At 43.7% G+C, this 17,789-nt stretch carries 17 protein-coding genes and 1 pseudogene; 1 reads left to right on the forward strand and 17 read right to left on the reverse strand.

Translation table 11 applies throughout. From position 1 onward, the window contains the following. Positions 1-280 precede the first annotated feature (280 nt). The 4 genes from BMW71_RS18165 to BMW71_RS18180 form a co-directional block, all read right to left on the reverse strand. On the reverse strand, positions 281-826 hold the full coding sequence (locus BMW71_RS18165) for an REP-associated tyrosine transposase (RefSeq protein ID WP_092177295.1): 546 nt from the start codon (positions 824-826) through the stop codon (positions 281-283). Positions 827-1,311: 485 nt separating this feature from the next. Further along, the gene (locus tag BMW71_RS18170) at positions 1,312-3,399 is read right to left on the reverse strand and encodes a Kelch repeat-containing protein (RefSeq protein ID WP_092177297.1); all 2,088 of its coding nucleotides are present in this window, start codon (positions 3,397-3,399) and stop codon (positions 1,312-1,314) included. Continuing rightward, a complete protein-coding gene (locus BMW71_RS18175; protein ID WP_143057678.1) occupies positions 3,396-4,628 on the reverse strand; it encodes a hypothetical protein in 1,233 nt (410 codons plus the stop codon). Before BMW71_RS18175 ends, BMW71_RS18170 begins: the two co-directional genes overlap by 4 nt. A gap of 477 nt (positions 4,629-5,105) precedes the next feature. Beyond that, positions 5,106-6,428, reverse strand: coding sequence for a PQQ-dependent sugar dehydrogenase (locus tag BMW71_RS18180; protein WP_092177301.1), 1,323 nt, complete (start codon positions 6,426-6,428; stop codon positions 5,106-5,108). A 700-nt stretch (positions 6,429-7,128) separates the two neighbouring features. On the opposite strand from BMW71_RS18180, the gene BMW71_RS23765 reads away from it, so the two are divergent. Then, positions 7,129-7,284 (forward strand): hypothetical protein, encoded by a 156-nt coding sequence (locus BMW71_RS23765; RefSeq protein WP_177179702.1) that lies wholly within the window; start codon positions 7,129-7,131, stop codon positions 7,282-7,284. On the opposite strand, the gene BMW71_RS18185 is transcribed toward BMW71_RS23765, so the two are convergent. The 13 genes and pseudogenes from BMW71_RS18185 to BMW71_RS23865 form a co-directional block, all read right to left on the reverse strand. Then, complete coding sequence (locus BMW71_RS18185) at positions 7,281-8,186, reverse strand: oxidoreductase (RefSeq protein ID WP_092177303.1); 906 nt, start codon at positions 8,184-8,186, stop codon at positions 7,281-7,283. The two genes, BMW71_RS23765 and BMW71_RS18185, sit on opposite strands and share 4 nt — an antisense overlap. Positions 8,187-8,190: 4 nt before the next feature. Then, a complete protein-coding gene (locus tag BMW71_RS18190) occupies positions 8,191-9,102 on the reverse strand; it encodes a helix-turn-helix domain-containing protein (RefSeq protein ID WP_092177305.1) in 912 nt (303 codons plus the stop codon). Between the two features lie 244 nt (positions 9,103-9,346). After that, positions 9,347-9,925, reverse strand: a complete 579-nt coding sequence (locus BMW71_RS18195) for a hypothetical protein (protein WP_092177307.1) — start codon at positions 9,923-9,925, stop codon at positions 9,347-9,349. Positions 9,926-10,700: 775 nt separating this feature from the next. Next, positions 10,701-11,711: an alpha/beta hydrolase gene (locus BMW71_RS18200; protein ID WP_092177309.1), complete on the reverse strand. Its 1,011-nt coding sequence runs from the start codon at positions 11,709-11,711 to the stop codon at positions 10,701-10,703. A 342-nt stretch (positions 11,712-12,053) separates the two neighbouring features. Beyond that, positions 12,054-12,641: a hypothetical protein gene (locus tag BMW71_RS18205; protein WP_092177311.1), complete on the reverse strand. Its 588-nt coding sequence runs from the start codon at positions 12,639-12,641 to the stop codon at positions 12,054-12,056. A 100-nt stretch (positions 12,642-12,741) separates the two neighbouring features. After that, positions 12,742-13,362 (reverse strand): Crp/Fnr family transcriptional regulator, encoded by a 621-nt coding sequence (locus tag BMW71_RS18210; RefSeq protein WP_092177313.1) that lies wholly within the window; start codon positions 13,360-13,362, stop codon positions 12,742-12,744. A gap of 463 nt (positions 13,363-13,825) precedes the next feature. Beyond that, on the reverse strand, positions 13,826-13,993 hold the full coding sequence (locus BMW71_RS18215) for a UPF0175 family protein (protein WP_092177315.1): 168 nt from the start codon (positions 13,991-13,993) through the stop codon (positions 13,826-13,828). Between the two features lie 394 nt (positions 13,994-14,387). Next, positions 14,388-14,741, reverse strand: a complete 354-nt coding sequence (locus BMW71_RS18220) for a hypothetical protein (protein WP_218145604.1) — start codon at positions 14,739-14,741, stop codon at positions 14,388-14,390. Between the two features lie 4 nt (positions 14,742-14,745). Next, a complete protein-coding gene (locus tag BMW71_RS18225; RefSeq protein ID WP_092177319.1) occupies positions 14,746-15,168 on the reverse strand; it encodes a DUF2141 domain-containing protein in 423 nt (140 codons plus the stop codon). A gap of 81 nt (positions 15,169-15,249) precedes the next feature. After that, positions 15,250-15,819 carry a Crp/Fnr family transcriptional regulator gene (locus tag BMW71_RS18230; protein ID WP_092177321.1) on the reverse strand — a complete coding sequence of 190 codons (570 nt, stop codon included), beginning with the start codon at positions 15,817-15,819 and terminating at the stop codon, positions 15,250-15,252. Positions 15,820-15,994: 175 nt separating this feature from the next. Next, positions 15,995-16,342: a group II intron maturase-specific domain-containing protein gene (locus BMW71_RS24025; RefSeq protein ID WP_317041163.1), complete on the reverse strand. Its 348-nt coding sequence runs from the start codon at positions 16,340-16,342 to the stop codon at positions 15,995-15,997. Positions 16,343-16,363: 21 nt separating this feature from the next. Beyond that, positions 16,364-16,861: pseudogene (locus BMW71_RS24030) on the reverse strand (reverse transcriptase domain-containing protein); the annotation flags it as partial. A 63-nt stretch (positions 16,862-16,924) separates the two neighbouring features. Continuing rightward, positions 16,925-17,215, reverse strand: a complete 291-nt coding sequence (locus BMW71_RS23865; RefSeq protein WP_218145606.1) for an RNA-dependent RNA polymerase family protein — start codon at positions 17,213-17,215, stop codon at positions 16,925-16,927. Positions 17,216-17,789 lie beyond the last annotated feature (574 nt).

The following is a 17,789-nucleotide window of genomic DNA, read 5'->3' on the forward strand; positions in this document are numbered from 1 at the left end:
CTGCCAAATTTAATTTTTTTCTTGTTTTAAATGGAGTTAATGGGTAAAAAAATAACCACCTCTTTATTTTTACATACCATTTCCATTTTATTCGGCTTAAAAATAAACACCCATAGACAAAAATTGCAACCGTTTATCAAAAGATAGGTAGGTTAGGAGGTTCGCGAGGTACATGTATTGCCACAATCTCCCATACATTCATTCAGAAAAACCTCATCTGGGTGTAGTTTGCAACTACACCCTTCTATCCATTTCAATTTGCAATTGGAAATGGACGTCATTACCAATAATCCACCTCTATCAAACTATCTAATCCCGCATAATTTCTCGCGCTTGAATACATGTAGTCTTCCCGTTTTTCCACGATTCCCGCCCTTACCGGATTCTCATGAATATAATTCATTCTACTTTCGATCATCTCGGTTCGATAAAGTTCAATGGCATGGTTTTCATGTGTCCAAAATTGCATTTCTCCAGACCTGTTATTAAACTTAGCATGATAAGCAAAAATCATCTTCAACCATTCCTTTCTGCTTTCCTGTGGATTTTCCAATATCATCTTGAGCAATTTCTTGCTTGTAAACTTTTTGAAATCCCGAACCCAGTCTGATAATTTTCCATCTTTTTGTTGAGCAATCAAGTGAAGGTGATTGGTCATGATGACATAACCAAACAAAAAAAGCCCCTTCTCATTTCTACAATAAGTCAGATTTTCCAAGATAAAATCCCTATACATTTTTCTTGAAAACACATCTGCCCATCCAACCACTTGGAAGGTGAAGAAATAGGGCATTTCCTGATCTCTTATCTGGTAAGCTTCGCCCATGATCTAAAATAATTGTTGTAAACTGGAATTACAAATTCCAAGGATAAAAAGGTGTAGTTACAAACTACACCTAGGTAGGGCTCAAGTATACGAAAGTGGTGAAGGCGGGAATACCTGACAACAAGATCAACATCACCCCCATTTGCCACCAAATTTAATTTTTTTCTTGTTTTAAATGGAAGTAATAGGTGAAAAATAAACCATGTTTTAATTTTTATCACCTTCCTCTTTTTATTCGCTTAAAAATAAACGAATGGTGACAAAAAAATGCAGCCGTTTATCAAAAGATAGGTAGGTTAGGAGGTTCACGAGGTACATCTATTGACATAATTTCCCGGACACTCGTTCAGAAAAAGCCGGCTTAACAAAGAAGCGGAAAAGGGTTCTCGAATTTTTGTTCGTGTGTAGCGAATCTCGGCTAAAATCGGTTTGTTCTCGATTTTAGCCGATCGAAAACCGGCAAATCCTCATCCAAAATCCAGGGCTTACCAATTATCGAACCTTTCGGGGTCAATTTCCCAAAACGTTTCGTTGCAATCCCATGCGTAGATCTTTCCATTGGCCATAAAGGCCATTACACGTAAAAACTCACAGGTAAGGTAGGATGGATGGGACAGATTGGTCACTTGGCTCATTTCCATGCTTTCTAAATCCAAAACAAAGATTTCGATACCCATGAGAACGGCTTTGTTTCCAACGATAAACACCTCATCTGTTTTTACGCCCACCCTTCCTATGTCCGAAAACCGCTTCACTAGGTTCCACCGTTCGGTGGTCAAATCGAACTCAAAAAGTCCGGAATGCTCGTCTCCTGTTCCATCCGGCTCACCAAAAGCAAGATGGCGTCCATTAAACGTAAACGGAACGGTCCTGCCAACGACCATCCGGCCTTCTTCTTTATCCGGTAGGCGCACCCATTTTTCAGAACGGATATCGAATTTATACCGTTGGCGGTGGTCTTCCCCTCTCTCAGGCGTATGCCCCCCCTCCACATACAAGTGTTCGTTGACGACATGCACCAGCATGGGGTTTCTTTGGTCCAGCGGCAAATCCGGAAGCCGTCTAATTTCACCACTGCGTAGATTAAAGACAAAAAACGCCCGATTGGACGGATTTAAATCGGTCGTCTGCCCACCGCCAAGGTACCAATTTTCTCCATGTGCAGCCGAAAAAGTAAACGAAAGACGATAGGTTCCAAGTTGAAGGGCACGCAGGGGAGTCATCGATCTGCTTGCTACGTCTACTTCGAAGATCTCCTTATTCCCAAGTGCATATCCTTTTCCTTCGAAACTCGTCATGTTACCATACTGTAGGTATTCTGCTAGCGCAATAGAAGGGATCGGCTTTCTCAGAAAGGGGATATCTGGATCGGTCAGTTCAATCGTTGCGGAGTTTTGAGAAACGTTGGCAAATGTTTGAATCCGGAATTCGTTGATTCGATCGAATAGGTAGCCCTGGGTAACAAAACGAAGGGATAGGGTTTCACTGTTCGATTGCTCGTAGTTTATTTCATAGGTCTTACCATTCAATACACCTTTGTGGTAGTAAGGCGCCGCGTAATTGATGTTTTTTCCTGTGATGCTGAATTGATCCCCGTAGCGGGTAACGATATGTTGCCCAGGGTCTATTTCTGTCGGATTGTACGTGAAAACACCGGATCCCAGGTTGTATTTTTTCCCGCGTATTTCCAGCTCGACGACATTTTCTTCACCTGCATAGACCGGATTGGGTTTGAATACAATTTTATTCCGGTCTGCAGACACCAAGGTCACGGTACCGCGAATAGGATATTCGGAAGGTTGAGGTGACAAGGTCACAACCAAATTAGGGTCGACCAAATAATCCCCGAGGATTTCGACCGTACCTCTATAGTCGATTTGCTGAATTGCCATCTCGGCAAACTCCGGCTCACGAAACGGCATGAGGACGTTCATCTCCATCTCCTTGTCCACGATTTCCATGGAAATGCGAAAAACATCCGGTTCGCTGTAGCGGTCAAAATTTTGAAAATCCGGGATAATAAATTTAAAGAAATGCTTTTGTACCTCAATTACACGCGCTTCTTCGCCCTGAAAGGTGACCTTGTAATTAGCGATAACGCTGCTTAGATTCTCTCCATACACGTCCACTGTATCGCCAAAAAACACGGGCTGAGCATAGTCAAATTTCTCAAAAATAAAACCAACGGCTCCTTTACTGACAAAGCGATGGGGTTCCGAATACACCACCCCTGACAAGGTTTTTACGTACGCCACTACGTAGTAAATCTCACCCTTCGCCATGGAGTGCTCGGCCTTGAGGACAAAATACTTTTCCGGCTTTCCGGTTTGTTTCAACTCCTCGGCATAGGGCGGTCTTGGATTCCAATGGGTACTGTAAAGAAATCCGTATTCCAGGATCTCTTCGCTGCCAAAATCATAGACGTTTGCGGCGAATTGCGCCCCGGATTCGTCGATTTCCTGGATAAAAGCCACACTGAAGCGTGGATTGGTCCTGGGCGTCAGTTCTGGATTTACGCAGCCAAACAGATGCAGTATCAGGATCGTGGCCAAATGGTGCAGGTGCTTTTTCATAACCGAAACCCCAGGATAAACGTGGATACAAATTGATTGTATTGAAACTGATTTGAACCAAGCGATAGGCCGTAGCCTTTATGGGTATACTCCAACTGAAATTCCGAGACGATCCCCCATTTTTCCTTGTACAATAAATGCGTTCCTGCTTTAAAAGCCGGTGAAAACTGAACCGGCGAATGGATGTAAATCGGCTCTTCGTATAACTCAACCACGACCGGTTCGGATTTAGTCTTGAAATCGACCATACTGCTTGCGCTTTGAAAGGAATTAATCCGAAGATTGGCGCCCGCCCCCAGGTAATATTCGTGCTTTGAAGACCGAAACACCAGGTAATCAATAAATACAGGTACCGATACGGTGGTGGTTGAAAATTCCTCGGTTGCCGTGTAGAAGTAATTTTGCCGATTCAACTGGGCGTTTAGCGTATTTTTGACCCAGGAAAAGCCAATCCCCAGGTCAAAAGCAAATCTAGGGGCGCGGCGCCACTGATCCAATTTGATTCCTACCCCGACAAATGGCGCCACGTTGGTTGCAAATACATGCCCAGTCCGGTCGCTCATGGGTACCGGATAGGTTTGGAACAAAGAAGCCCCCGCCATGCCTACCCAAGACAACCTTAGTACCGGAATCTCTTCTACTAACAATTCATAGGGCAGATTTTCACAGTCATGATACATCATGATAATGTCAATAAATCCACTCTCGGAATGAACGGTTCTTGCGATCCTTTCCCTTAATTGTAACCCGCAAGGTCCGTATAACATGTAATTGAGGATTCCGGTAATCTGCTTGTGCCTTGTCATGATCACATTGCCCTGAATGGTTTTTGGGGCAGACGTTTTTGACAACTCCAAATAGTCTTTTTCACTTTCTACAAAAAAACGACTGTTATAGGAAAAAAGACTCACCTTCCCACGTAAGATCACCTGCAAAAAATACAACTCCTTCTCCCCTTTTCCGGGCAAGGAGCGGCTTTCAAATGTTCTCCCGTTGGCCAAAACGAAGCCTTTCAGGTCCTCGGGTCCAAAACGGAACTCCTTTCCCTCAGGGTCCAGAAATGTGATGGTCCGGGCATTGTTGAAATCGAAGGACCGCGCTATGGTACCCGTACGTGTTGCTCCATCGTTTGTAATAATGTAATCGGTCGGAGCCTCTTGCCCATGTACCGTCGCATAGGTAAAAACCCAGCAGCAAATGCCAATAATCAAAAATTTGGCTGTTTTCATCGCAAATAAAACATCGGTTCCTAAATTAATCTTCTTGAAAAAAGTTCTGGAGTCCCTGGGTGCGTTCAGCCCCAATCGTACCCGGGTAAGAAAATTTGGATCAAAAATTTAAAAAATTCATCGCTCCAGTCTTCACCCCTTTCAACACCACAACCGTCTTCTAGAAAATTTGAACGCAAGTTTAAAGATTAAAACTTAAAAAAATAGGAAGTATGTATTTTTTATTTTTCAGGCCTCATAAAAGGCTCGGTCAGCAGGCCTGTTTTCCAAAATAGAATGCGGATGTAAACGGGATAATGGCGGTAAAAACCATCCATTGCGGGCGTATTGATTGTTTCAGGCACCAGTCCATCAACTACCAATTATTCAAAAAAAGGCCCTTTAGGGAAAATTAAAATGCCAACCTCCTCAATGGAAGCCGGCATAAAAAGATTTTTCAGCTAAGAATCGCTAGTTTCCCCCGCTGCTGATCCGCAGTCAGTTCATGGCTACGGTTTCGTCTTCCTGGTAGAATACCCGCCAGATTTTTCCGCTCACCGAATCGGAAATAAGTACGGTACCATCCGGCGCCTGTGCCAGGCCCGTAGGCCGATGCTGGGCATCGCTGGGTGCTTCGATCGTCGCTACCCCGGCAAATCCTTCCGCAAAGGCCTCGTAACTGCCCGCCGGAGAGCCATTTTCGAAAGGAACCGCGGCGACAAAATATCCCTTCTGCTCCAGGGGAGCCCGGTTCCAGGAACCGTGAAAGGCCACCAAAGCCGTACCCTTGTAGCTTTCCGGCAGCTGATCACCCGTGTAAAACAGCAGGTCATTGGGCGCCCAGTGGGCAGGAAAGGTCATGACGGGGTCCTCCGTCCCTTCGCAGCGATCCGCTTGCTGTCGATCCCCTCCGTATTCCGGAGCGGTCAGCCGCTTGTCCTGAGACGGATCGTAGTAACAATACGGCCAGCCAAAATCGGCTCCATCGCTTAGCCGAAACATTTCTTCGGCGGGTTGCTCCGCACTCTCCTCTTCGGAATACATCTCCGGAAACAGGGCATGCAACATGTCCCGGCCGTGCTGTACCACGTAGACGTGTCCGTCTGCAGAGTTATAGTCCAGTGCCACTGCATTTCGGATCCCGGTGGAAAAGCGGTACCCGTGCTCCAATTGGGTTTGCCCGATTGTCTCGGCTTCAAAACGCCAGATACCTCCCTGCCGCTCCAATAGCGGACAAGGATCCATGGCGGGGGAACCTTGGGTGCGGTCCTGTTCCTGGCAGGCATTGGACGGCGCGCCCACATTTACATACATGTAGCCCTCTTCGTCAAAGGTAAAGGGCTTTACCGCATGGGAGGTCTGCACGGGCAGACCGGAAACGATCGTATCGGGTGCAGCGGCATTATCCGGAATCAGGTTGTCTCCCGAAAAGGTAAACCGGAACACGGTACTGTCGTTCGAGGCATACAGGTTACCCTTGTAAAAGGCCATTCCGGTGCCTCCAAAATCACCAAAGTATTGGATATCGTCCGCTCGTCCATCGCCGTCGGTATCCCGCAGGGCTACAATACCCCCTTCATCGGTGGCTTCCCGCAGGTTCATGTAAATGTCGCCGTTTTCATTCACCGCCAGGTGGCGGCCTCGTCCCAGGTCTTCGGCGACCACGTAGGCCTGAAGTCCGGAACCTAAATTCAATCCGCCCTGATCTTCATCGGCCGTAAAATAGGGCGTGGGGGCCGCCGCTTTCTCAGAGGGACTGCCACAGGCGGCAGTAAAGAGCAGGGCGACCAAACAGGAGTACAAGTAGTGGGTGTAATTCATGGTTTGCTGGTTTGGAATGAAGTTAAATATACAGCGAATGCCCCTTCCAAACAAATTTTATTTCTTGTTCTGGCCTATTTCGGGACTGAGCGGAACCGAACCCTTACAACGGTAATTTTCGTATCAGCCGCTGTTTTGCTCAAACCATTCCCGTGAATTACTTCGTTTGAGATTTGAAAGCAAATCAATCAAAAGTAGCTTAATCCATTGTCCCATTTTTTTTGCAAATCCAGACAGGACTTAATCTCCTGAAGGGGACTTCCTGAGTCCTCCCAGGGACCTCCTACCCCCCTGCGGCACACTTCCGAGGTGCTCGCACGCAGTTAATACATGCAAAAACAGACTAAAAACTGACACGCGTCGACCGAAAACTGACAGGCTTGAATAAAATATATTCAACGTTGCGGTTCGGAAGTCGGCTTTAGAACCTCAAAACCGGAAATTTTCGCTAAAAAATGACAGGCCTTTGGTTCAAAAAACAAAAAGCCTGACATTTTTGCCGAAAATTTTTGCTGGATGGCGAAAAAGGGGTACTTCAGAGGTCCGATCACGGAGCACAGAACTCGGCGTGTCAGTTTATTTTATTCAACGTTTCGATTTTTAGGTGGACCGTTGTCAGTTTTTGGTGGGCAGTTGCACCTGTTAGCCGGATCGTTTCGCCTTAAAGGAGCCACATTGACTAAAATAGGCCGGGGGACGAATGGTAGAAGCGGAACGTTGCGTGCCCGAATCGACACGTGGTGTCTCGGAACCGCTGCGCCGGGGTTCGGAAGGGGTATACCGCAGCTCGCAAGTACCCGGATACCTGCCCGACCCGATCAATTACCGCTTGGCTTTGCTCCGAATCATTTTTTAGAGATACGAAAAACCCACTAACTTTTCCGATACCTCCCAAAGTTTCTTAGCCAGGTTTTCATCCTTTGATACATCTGAAGCGGTTGCTTTACCTGCCTTCCCTTTCATTTCTTTAAATCCTGTCGGGCCAAAATACTCGCCACCTTTGGCTTCACCAATAGCTGCCAATAGGGTGGGCTTTGCCCCTTCACTTGGTGCATGTGTAAAAAATGGGGCAATGGTATATTTCGCTAAATAGTAGATAACCTTTGGCATATTGCGGCTCAATTCTGTGTCCGCAATGCCTGGATGCGATGCAGTTGAAATAGTTTGATGGTTTCCTGCTTTTTCCAATCTTCTTTGAAGCTCAAAAGCAAAAAGCAAACAAGCTAATTTTGATTGCGCGTAGGCTTTCATGGCATCATATTTATTTTCACTTTGCAAATCATCAAAATTAATTTTGCCGTCTTTGTGCACAAGAGAACTCAAGGTAACAACTCTTGATTGAGGCGTTTTTACGATCGTATCTAACAAAAGCCCTGTCAGAAGAAAATGTCCTAAATAGTTAGCTCCTAATTGCAATTCAAAGCCATCCTCTGTTTTGGAAAAGGGAGGTGCCATGACCCCCGCATTGTTAATCAACACATCGAGTGTATCGTACGTACGCTGATAATCTTTGGCAAATTTCCTCACCGATTGCAAGCTGCTCAAGTCAATTTCCATAACCGCTAAATCAGCATTTGGAACGTGTTGTTGGATTTTTTCTTTGGCGATATCGGCTTTCGATAAACTTCGACAAGCCATAATTACCTTTGCTCCTTTCTTTACCAATGCCAAGGTTGTTTCATAACCCAGTCCTGAGTTGGCTCCGGTTACAAGTATGGTGCGGCCTTTCTGGTGGGGCAGTTTGTCAATGCTTTCCATTTTATTACGATTTGTTTCTAAATTCCAGTGGGGTTTGTCCCGTTTTTTGTTTAAAGAGTCTGCTGAAATACTGAGGATACTCAAAGCCAAGCGAATACGCTATTTCACCAACAGCGGCATCGTGGGTAAGCAGCCTGTTTTTAGCCACTTCGATTAAATGATAATGGATAAAATCCTGCGCATTCATACCTGTTTCTTTTTTGAGCAAATCGCTCAAATAGCTTGGCGATAAATGTACTCCTTCGGCTAAAGATGTAACCGTTGGTAAAGACGACGCTGCACTTTCCGTAGTATGAAAATGGGCTTTCAAAAGGGCTTCTAACTGAACGATTATTTTAGAATTACTTCTTTTTCTGGTAATAAATTGCCTATCGTGATAGCGTGAGCAATAATTAAGCAGCAATTCAATGGTTGAAACAAGAAGCGTTTGGCTGTGGTGGTCGATATTTTCATTCAACTCTATCTCAAGCATTTTTACACAATCAGACAAGGTCTGTTCTTCTTTTTGAGAGAGATGCAGTGCTTCAGCCATTGCATAGGAGAAAAAAGAATAATCTTGAATCTTGCTCCCTAACGAAGTGCCGTAAAGCAAGTCGGGATGAAAAAACAACCCCCATCCCTTCATTTCTTTCTCTTTTTCGTTATCCTTCTCGTTATCCAGGGTAATCAATTGTTTCGGCCCAATACAAACCAAACTACCTTCCTGAAAGTCCAAAGACTGCCTTCCGTATCGGATGGTATTGGCACAATAATTTTTAAAAATCATGGAATAAAAGTCTGCGCTGATTCTAACGTCCCCTTCGTTAAATTCATCGGCTTTACTAAAATCAAAAACAGCAACCAGCGGATGCTTGGTAGTGCATTGAGAAAAGTTGTTGATGTCAGTGATACTTTTTAAATGGATGATTGGCTTCATACAAGTCAAATACATGTACAGGCAAAGGTCGACAATACCTGGTAGATGATGTTAATACAAATTCATGCTTGTTGTATACGTTTTGCGGTTTACGTTTTTGCTGCCGCACAGCGGTTGGTATCTAAAAAGCCGGCGATCTCGAAGCACAAAAATTGCGGATAAGCACTTGCTTTGATACGAGCCAAAAGCCTTCCGTTTACTACTGTTTCGCCTATTTTTATTTGCATCCTTATATTCCGTACTTTTAAAGAGACTTTTTTATCGAAATTCCACTTATCCATCCTCCGATCACAGCTGTCGGTAACGCCAAAATAAGCCACATGATCGTATGAAGCCCAATACTGTCTTGCATTTTACCAATAATTCCGGTTTGTGTGTCAATGAGGGTTAATACCATTCCTCCCACCAAAGCACCACAGAAGAAACCGCAATACGCAAGAATTTTATAGGGCATGGTTAATTTCCTAATCTTGTCATCAAAAATCCACAATACAGAACCAAGTACAGGAAACCCAAGAATTATGTCAAGTGGTGGCCCTGAGAGATAATATCCTATCCAAAAAAAAGCTACAAAAAACAGCGGGACAACAATGATTTTTGAAGACCTTAGGTTATAGCTTTCTGATAGCGCCGAATATTGGGCAACGCCAACGATCGATCCTACTACAAGAAGAGCTACCGTATGCGTCAAGAATTGAGCAAAACTAAGTTCATAATCATGCCCTCCTGTATAACCATGTGCCAGTAGACTGTAAATAGAATAGGATAAAGCAAATCCCAGGAAGTTCTTTAGTAGCCAATCGTTACGTGTAAATTGCTTCATCCTACATTGGTTTTATTGCGCACAAAGGTTAGAATAAGCGTCTTGCGACCCTTTAGGGAGCATTATCGCAAATCCTGTGTCATGTGGGAGACGATTTTTTGGATAGAAGATTAGGTGAATATAAATTTTAACAAGGGACTGGCCGATTGTACAACTATTCTAATTATCAAAAAACCAGCGCGTTAAATATATTTGAATTTTGTTCTATTTGCAAGTGTAATCGTTGATTAGAAACCTATATCGCCCCTACAGGGCTACCAAAAAAATAGTGACATCGCGACGATGGGCGGCACCCATCGCTGGGAGATGACGCGCTTTCAGGGCTAAAAGTAGGCAATTGGAGTCCGGCGCCAGAGCTGATTACTAACCGAATCCCTGACCGTTATCTAGCAACGAATACCATTCTCTATTGAAAACTCCAAGCACTGAAAGCGCGAAATACCCCAGCACAGGGTGTAGTCCTGTGATAAATACCCTCAATCCCGGCCTCCCAAGCCCTGTAGGGGCGGAACAGGCTCGTCCATTACTCCACTTGAAGTAAATCCATCGGAGTCGCTCACGTACGCACTTGAAAACCCGGTGCAAACAAACCGCAGAAACGTACGGGATCGTTACGCATAGCACTTCAAAAAAAGGTTTAGCACGTACTTGGTGGAATGCATACGGCGAATAACTACTGCGTTGATCGTATCCACGCCAAGCTGACAGCCATCGATAAGTGGCTCAGAAACCGACTTCGTTACCGTATCTCGTCCACCGCGGCGGAGAAGGAGCGTTAGCGAAAACGTAAAAACCTGATAGCGTATTCCGGCAGTTGGCTGATTCCGGGCTGTTCGATGGGAAAATGACCGGCATTCTCCAGAATTTTCAATTCTTTTTTACCACTTAGCCTGTTGAAGAATACTTCGCTGGTCCAGGTGGGTGTCCAGAGGTCATCTCCAGGGTGAACCAACAATACCGGAATCTGAAAATCCTCTGGCTCGACCGCAGGTTTTGCTTTAATCAGACTAGTCAGAAATCTCAGCGGAACTTTGGTACCTGAAGACTTTTCATCATTCAACAACAGCTTAAGTACTTCTTCATCGTTGACGATGGCTTTCATATTGGCCACCTTTTTCATGGGGAGCATGGCTCCTCCGGCAAAAAGAGAGGTGAATTTCAGCATGGGTACCAGCACACGACTCTTGAGTTTGCTGCCGGTTGAGGCATCCCGTACCCTTTTATCGCGCTGATCCAGCAAATTGGTGGCAATGACGCCTGCTACTTGCGGATTTTTAGCAGCCGCATGATACGCCAGCATTCCTCCGGCACTCAGCCCAAAAACAAAGACTGGCCGCTGGTCTTTTGCTTTTTCCTGGTCAATCAGGAAGGAAACGAGGTTGACCCAATCCTCATAAACCACTTTCCGTTTTTGCACGATGCTGTTACCGTATCCGGGCAAATCCGGGGCAATGACTTCATAACCCGCATTGAACAAGGGAACAGCAATAAATGACAGCAGTCTTCCGTTACCGCCTACCCCGTGCAAGAGGATTACCTTTGCCGGGGCATCTTCATTTTTGTAGGAATCCAGGTGAATTTTCCAGCCATTCCAATCTGTAAAAGACTCCTCGGGCATTGTGGAAGGGGATGTTCGAAAACCTTCGGGTAAATGCGACTCGATCTGTTTCCATGTAGTAAGGTTGGAGTAGAGGGTTTCCTCTATGTCGGTTTGATTCTGGTTTTGTGCTATGGCAACGGTACTCAAACCTACTAAACAAGCAATCATCATAACAATACGTTTCATTTTTTTCCAGATTTTTAATTTGAAATTGTTGATGCGAAATTCTATTTCACATCATTTTAAATCATTGATTCAAATCAAGAATTTATGTTTTCCTTTCCGGTTACAACAAGCGGGGGTCACTACCTGCGTGTATAGACTTTGGGGATGGGTTTTCTTTAAAAGTCCTTTGTATCACCCTGCTCAGCGTCTCGAGGGTCATATCAAGGTAAGAGGCAATCATATAGTGAGGAACTCTCTGCTAGAGCGAGAGAGCTACTCGTTCGAAAGTGGGGGTTTTAGCACTTCTCTATCATGGAAGCGCGAAACCCCCGCTTTTGCGAGACAGCTGATGACAGTAGTATTTTATTCTGCGAAATTGAGGTTTTCCTTTGCCACTATTTGCCATCTTTTTTGACGGTGTTTGTAGAACTTTTTTGCAAAAGAGGTTATAACACCTGTCATGACTCCCCCATAAATGGTTATGGAGTCTTCATATTGAATTATCTCATTACCTAAATCTTTCAATACCACATCGTGATTCCAAACTTTTGCTACTTTATCCCACTCTTTGGTAGAGATTATATGGTTGTTATCATCAATTTTCTCAATGAATAGGTAATGGGTACCACCGAACGGAATAAATCCGAAAATCCGCATTTTTGCTCCATAAGTTTGACCGACTTCCCATTTTTTTGGAAATTCACCTTCGACGGCTTTGAATCGAATCATTCCTTTGGCGACAAATTCCAATAATGCGGGTGTCAAATTTGCCCAAGCACTATCTATGTGTATCGGGATTTCAGAGCTAACCGTCAATTGCCTTGCTTTAACCTTTTTCCCGTTATACTCAATAACTACCTTTTCAATTTTTGATTTGGGCTTACTATCTTGAGCATAACCGTAGGCAATTAAACCTACGGAACAAGCAATCATCATGATCATACGTTTCATTTTTTTCCAGATTTTGAATTTGAAATTGTTGATGCAAAATTCTATCTCACATCATTTCAATTCATTGATTCAAATCAAGAAGTGATGATCTCGTTTCCGGTTAAAGTAATTGGGGATCAATACCTTCGTGTATAGACTTTAAGGATGGATTGTTCTTAAATGTCCTTTTTTTTACCCTGCTCAGCGTTTCGGGGGTCATATCAAGATAAGAGGCTATCATATATTGAGGAACTCTCTGCAGGAGCGAGGGATACTCGGTCATAAAGGTGATAAATCGGGTATCAAAGTCATCGTGGAGCAACCTGTTGGCCCTTTGAACTGCGAAAACATAAGCCCTCTCTGCCATAACCCTTGCTATGTTTGACCATGTTTGGGACGTTTTGATTAGGTGGTTTAATTCGTCACGCGTGATGGTATAGACAACCGAGTCTTCCAGCGCTTGTATCGGCCGAATGGAGGGAGTCTGGGTCAGATAACCGAAGTAGTCGGTTAGAAACTGTCCTTCAACGAAAAACAACATGATCCTTTCCTGACCTTCAGTCAGGTAGTATAGCTTGAACAAACCCTTGGATACAAAAGACACTTTGTTGCAGTGCCTTCCTTCATTGATAAAAAAGTCACCTTTCTTATACTTCTCCTCTTTGAAGGATTGTACCGTTAAATTCCAATCCTCTTTGGTGAGGGGTGAGACTCTTTCCAAATATGCTTGTAAATCTCGCATAAAAGCACCTCTTTTCTAATTACCGCCAATCGGGATTCAGCTTGGAGACGGCGGGCATTCGGAGCCGTTCCCTTCCTTTTCTGGCCGGATAGTATTACACGTTCAAAATAAAACCTCTACCGGGACTCCCGATGGATCAAAGGGGAAGTTAGGCTTTGGCATGCTTCTTTTCATTCCCCTCCTTGTTCCAAAACTTTTTCAAAACGCTTGTCATCAAATCTGAAATTGGTGGATTTTATTTTTTCGAGTATAAGTCTTACGCTATTTACCAATTTGTTTGGCTCTAAGGATGAAGCCAACGGTTCCAGAATACCTTTAATTAAGTTTCTCGGCGACTCTTTTATCTTTTAGTTCATCAATTTTATCCAAAAGTATCAAACAGCTGGTATCGGAAATGATACAATCAGAATTGTGCGCCACCTTTTGGAATATCCGAAGGTGGATCGTTGATTAAAGAAACACCCTAATCCGCCAAAATCTCCGAAAATGCCACTTTTGACAACCCAGCCAATTCTGCTGCCTGTCCAAGTGACAGCTTTCCGGATTCATACATTTTTGCTGCAAGGAATCTTTTGGTCTCCGTCTCACCCAGGTCAAGATGATCGGGTATAGTTAAAGTTATATGCTTCATTGCTTAAATTTATCAAAATTTTGGATATCGACTTGATTTTAAACGATTCTTTTGCTGGAGCCGAATCGGGTCAGGCAAGGGAATGAGCTGTTTTTAGGCGCAGTGACTTCAAGTCACACACAGTTTGCAGCTACCTGCAGGTGGCTATTTCGAAGCACTTCACTGTCAACCAAGCAGAAACTTTGTTACAAGCACAGAGCTTGATTTAACCGCTGATCCGCAGCTTTTGGGTAGGTGCTGTTAGCTGTTCGTTGTTTTCTTCGATATCAACTTTTACATTTATTAAATTCTTTATCATATTTTATTACCCATACAAATGTAAAAATAAAAGACCAACGCCCAATTAAGCACGTTAGTCCACATTACAAAAAAATGCTATAGTATTTTCCTTCGGTCAGAAGTCAAAATGAAGTGCGTCTGCCTTTATCATCGTATAGATTGTCACAAGATGAAAAATCGCAATAACAATATTGCTGATAACAAACGGATGTTTAAGAGTCTTTACTGTAAACGGACTTAGTAGCTTGTACACTATCTGCATAAAGAAAAGTGCAAATGCAAGTTTGACATCTGCAAAGAATATTAATAAGATAGAAGCTAAAAGGATTGTTGTATAAATAGCAAGTAAAATTCCTCGAGAAGGACTAAATTCACCCATAGTTTTTACCATTCTAAAGTTGTTTGTCAGCATAAAATAGCAGACAGGAATAAGTACGGCAATATTCAGAATTAAAGATGCGGTTATCATTTGTTTAATTTATTAAAGAAATAGAAATTAACTTTGGTGCACTAGTAAGGTTAAATTTGCAGTCCTTATAACTTGGTGGACCGAATGGTTTAACATTGTTGCTAAAACCATAAGGTTCTTTTGGCTTACCAATAAAATATCTGTCTAACTTGCCATTACTGTTTACATCTTGATATGTAGAAACCGCATACTCTCCTGGTGGTAAATCAAACTCTACAATAACTTTGCTACCTGATATGATAACAGATTGTGTCTGAATAGATTTTTCTAAAAAATCTTTTTCAGAGAAAACACTTACCCAGATTTTTGTAGAAGCCTTATTTTCAAAGTTGCTTACTTCTACTTTTAAGGTTGTGTTTCCGTTAGGTTTAAACCCAGTTAGTAAAAGGAAAAGCAACACTGTAAATGTCGTGATTATTTTTTGCATTGATGTAAAAATTTAACTCGTTTGTGATTAGGCAAAATTACAACAGTACAAAAACAATCTACTTAACAAATGATAAGTTCGTCATTTTCGCATTCTTTCTTTTCTTATTCTACTTAGTGAAACATCAGTAATACCTATAAATGAGGCTATATCTCTAAGGGTAAAATGTTTAAAAATTTCAGGCTGCTCTTTTTCAAAGTATTCATATCTCTGCTTTGCGGTACAATTCAGTAGAAGTTTTTTATTGAAATACTCTTGTACAAAAACTTTTTCCGCCATTTTTCTCCCAATCGTATCGAAAATATGATAATGAGTACACAGTTCTTCTAATTTTGGATAGTCAATCTCAATGATTTCGGAATTTTCAACGACTTTGTAAGTCAAATCGGATTGTTTTTTTGTAACCCAACAGTAATAATTAGTAAAAAACATATTGCTTAAAAAGAAGTGAGTAACTCGTTCACTTCCGTCAATCATTTCATAAGCTTTTACTGCACCTTTATTTATGAACCATAAATGGTTACAATGTTTTCCTTGTTCAAGAATAATACTATCCTTGTCAATAGTACACACGGTAGATATTTCTTCTAACATTGTCCTATTTTCAGAAGGAAAATGTCCGATTGCTGCTTCTATAACCTTATATATCATTGTCTTTTCAATGTCTTGTATAGTCTGTCATTACAATGACCGCTAATCGGGTCAGACAAGGGAATTGCACCCCTACCTTCCCACGGAACTCCCGAAAATCGGGAAAGGCTGTGCATGAGACTCTCACCTCACACGGCTCTTCATGTTTGTAAATCGCTCGGTCCTCCGAAGATACCTAAGGTTGAACCAATTTCCAATGCGCAAACAGTCCCGGTGAGGACTTGTACTGACGCTTAAGCCATCTGACTGCCGCCATTTTGTACAATCCCTTCTCCCATTTGACCCATTTGAGCAGACGGTGGTTGAGTTGATTCCATACCTCACGCATAGATTCTCCTCTTAGCTTGTGATAGTAGTTGAGCAGTCCTCGGACAACCGGATTGAGTCGACGGGCAATCTCCTGAATAGGCTTGCGCCACTTGTGGATTGCCAGTTCCCTAAACTTTCCCAGTATAGCCGTTTTGGACTTGATGCTAACAAACGTGCCCGGTAACAGCATTCCCCTTCCTTTGATGGTCTGCATCGATGCTTTGATAGTGAAGCCCAGAAAATCGTACTTCCGTGTATATTTGGTCTCAGACCAACCCCGGAGATTTACAATCTTCGTCTTCACAGGGTGCAGTTCCAGATGACAGACCCTCATGCGTTGGCTGATTTGCCTAGGCATAAATTGGGCTTGCTTCTCCGTCTTGCAGTGTATCACTACATCATCCGCATACCGTTCGAATGGTTTCTCCGGATGAAATCTCTTCATCCATTCATCAAAAGCCACATGAAGATATAGGTTTGCCAATAGTGGACTAACTACCCCACCTTGAGGTGTACCCGCACTTGTCCTCACAAACTCCCCTTCCGCCATAATACCTGCCTTTAGCCATCTGGACACATACATCGCTACCCACTCGTCCTTGCAGTAATGCCTCAAGGCTTTCATCATCAGGTCATGGTTGATGTTGTCGAAAAACCCTTTGATATCCAGGTCTACCACAAAGTCATGACCGAAACAATTTCGCTCTGATTGTTTCACCGCTTGGTGGGCACTCCTTTTAGGCCGTTAACCAAAGGAACTCTCATGGAAAAGTGGTTCAAGCTGTCTTTCCAAGTGCTAACGGACTACCTGCTGGGCGATACGGTCAAGAAGGGTCGGTACCCCCAATTTGCGGACACCGCCATCTATCTTGGATATTTCCACCCGCTTGACAGGTACCGGAAAATAACTCCCCGAGGTCAGTCGGTTCCATAGTTTATACAGGTGTGAGGTTAGATCGCTGTCCAGTTCCTCCCAGTCCATACGGTCTATGCCCGCACTGCCCTTGTTCGATTTTACTTTCTTGTACGCCTGCCATACCATCAACTTGGTAATTGGTTGCGATTTTGTTTCATAGTAGTCTGTCATCCCAAATTGATTGGTTGTAAACTGGTTTGAAACCAAAAATGTCCCCATCCCCGCACACCTCGCTCAAATGTCCTCCCGGACATTTGCCGTGCTCCACTCCCATTACAGGAGCCTCATCACTACTACGGCTGGATCTGTCCCCCATGCCTCACCCAACCACGGGTGCCGGTTTCCTCTCTCAATTTGGCCTGACGGCATAGAGTTCACTTGTTCCTTAAAATGGCCTGTACTGCGTTCCTGCCAACTTTACCCCGGATGCGGTGTGGCCGGTATCTTCCGGGCGTCTGCCACACTTTGTCACAGGTACAAACGTAACTACCTGTTTTACACATCATGATTTGCTTTCTCGAGGCTTCATCACTGGTTTATTTTCATTCAGCTCCATCTGCACTTACCTACGGGGATCACTGTCCCCGTTTTTCCTTATCCGCTCACCACACCAGCATTTCCGCTAAATGCAGCGCAAGGCGATTTGATGGCTGCCCCGGCAGGCCGCCATCGGAGGGCCTCTCTATTGGTTGCCCACTAGTCCTCCATCCATTTCAAAGCATTCTGCCCCTAGGGGCTGATTCAA

Source organism: Cyclobacterium xiamenense (assembly GCF_900109255.1).
GTDB classification, from domain to species: Bacteria; Bacteroidota; Bacteroidia; order Cytophagales; family Cyclobacteriaceae; genus Cyclobacterium; species Cyclobacterium xiamenense.

What these genes read in the sequence shown, in the direction of transcription:
- BMW71_RS24025 (WP_317041163.1), bottom strand. Translation starts at nt 16,342, where the DNA reads ATGCAGACCATCAAAGGAAGGGGAATGCTGTTACCGGGCACGTTTGTT.
- BMW71_RS18195 (WP_092177307.1), bottom strand. Translation starts at nt 9,925, where the DNA reads ATGAAGCAATTTACACGTAACGATTGGCTACTAAAGAACTTCCTGGGA.
- BMW71_RS18190 (WP_092177305.1), bottom strand. Translation starts at nt 9,102, where the DNA reads ATGAAGCCAATCATCCATTTAAAAAGTATCACTGACATCAACAACTTT.
- BMW71_RS23865 (WP_218145606.1), bottom strand. Translation starts at nt 17,215, where the DNA reads ATGACAGACTACTATGAAACAAAATCGCAACCAATTACCAAGTTGATG.
- BMW71_RS18175 (WP_143057678.1), bottom strand. Translation starts at nt 4,628, where the DNA reads ATGAAAACAGCCAAATTTTTGATTATTGGCATTTGCTGCTGGGTTTTT.
- BMW71_RS18205 (WP_092177311.1), bottom strand. Translation starts at nt 12,641, where the DNA reads ATGAAACGTATGATCATGATGATTGCTTGTTCCGTAGGTTTAATTGCC.
- BMW71_RS18215 (WP_092177315.1), bottom strand. Translation starts at nt 13,993, where the DNA reads ATGAAGCATATAACTTTAACTATACCCGATCATCTTGACCTGGGTGAG.
- BMW71_RS18225 (WP_092177319.1), bottom strand. Translation starts at nt 15,168, where the DNA reads ATGCAAAAAATAATCACGACATTTACAGTGTTGCTTTTCCTTTTACTA.
- BMW71_RS18185 (WP_092177303.1), bottom strand. Translation starts at nt 8,186, where the DNA reads ATGGAAAGCATTGACAAACTGCCCCACCAGAAAGGCCGCACCATACTT.
- BMW71_RS18210 (WP_092177313.1), bottom strand. Translation starts at nt 13,362, where the DNA reads ATGCGAGATTTACAAGCATATTTGGAAAGAGTCTCACCCCTCACCAAA.
- BMW71_RS18220 (WP_218145604.1), bottom strand. Translation starts at nt 14,741, where the DNA reads ATGATAACCGCATCTTTAATTCTGAATATTGCCGTACTTATTCCTGTC.
- BMW71_RS23765 (WP_177179702.1), top strand. Translation starts at nt 7,129, where the DNA reads ATGGTAGAAGCGGAACGTTGCGTGCCCGAATCGACACGTGGTGTCTCG.
- BMW71_RS18180 (WP_092177301.1), bottom strand. Translation starts at nt 6,428, where the DNA reads ATGAATTACACCCACTACTTGTACTCCTGTTTGGTCGCCCTGCTCTTT.
- BMW71_RS18165 (WP_092177295.1), bottom strand. Translation starts at nt 826, where the DNA reads ATGGGCGAAGCTTACCAGATAAGAGATCAGGAAATGCCCTATTTCTTC.
- BMW71_RS18200 (WP_092177309.1), bottom strand. Translation starts at nt 11,711, where the DNA reads ATGAAACGTATTGTTATGATGATTGCTTGTTTAGTAGGTTTGAGTACC.
- BMW71_RS18170 (WP_092177297.1), bottom strand. Translation starts at nt 3,399, where the DNA reads ATGAAAAAGCACCTGCACCATTTGGCCACGATCCTGATACTGCATCTG.
- BMW71_RS18230 (WP_092177321.1), bottom strand. Translation starts at nt 15,819, where the DNA reads ATGATATATAAGGTTATAGAAGCAGCAATCGGACATTTTCCTTCTGAA.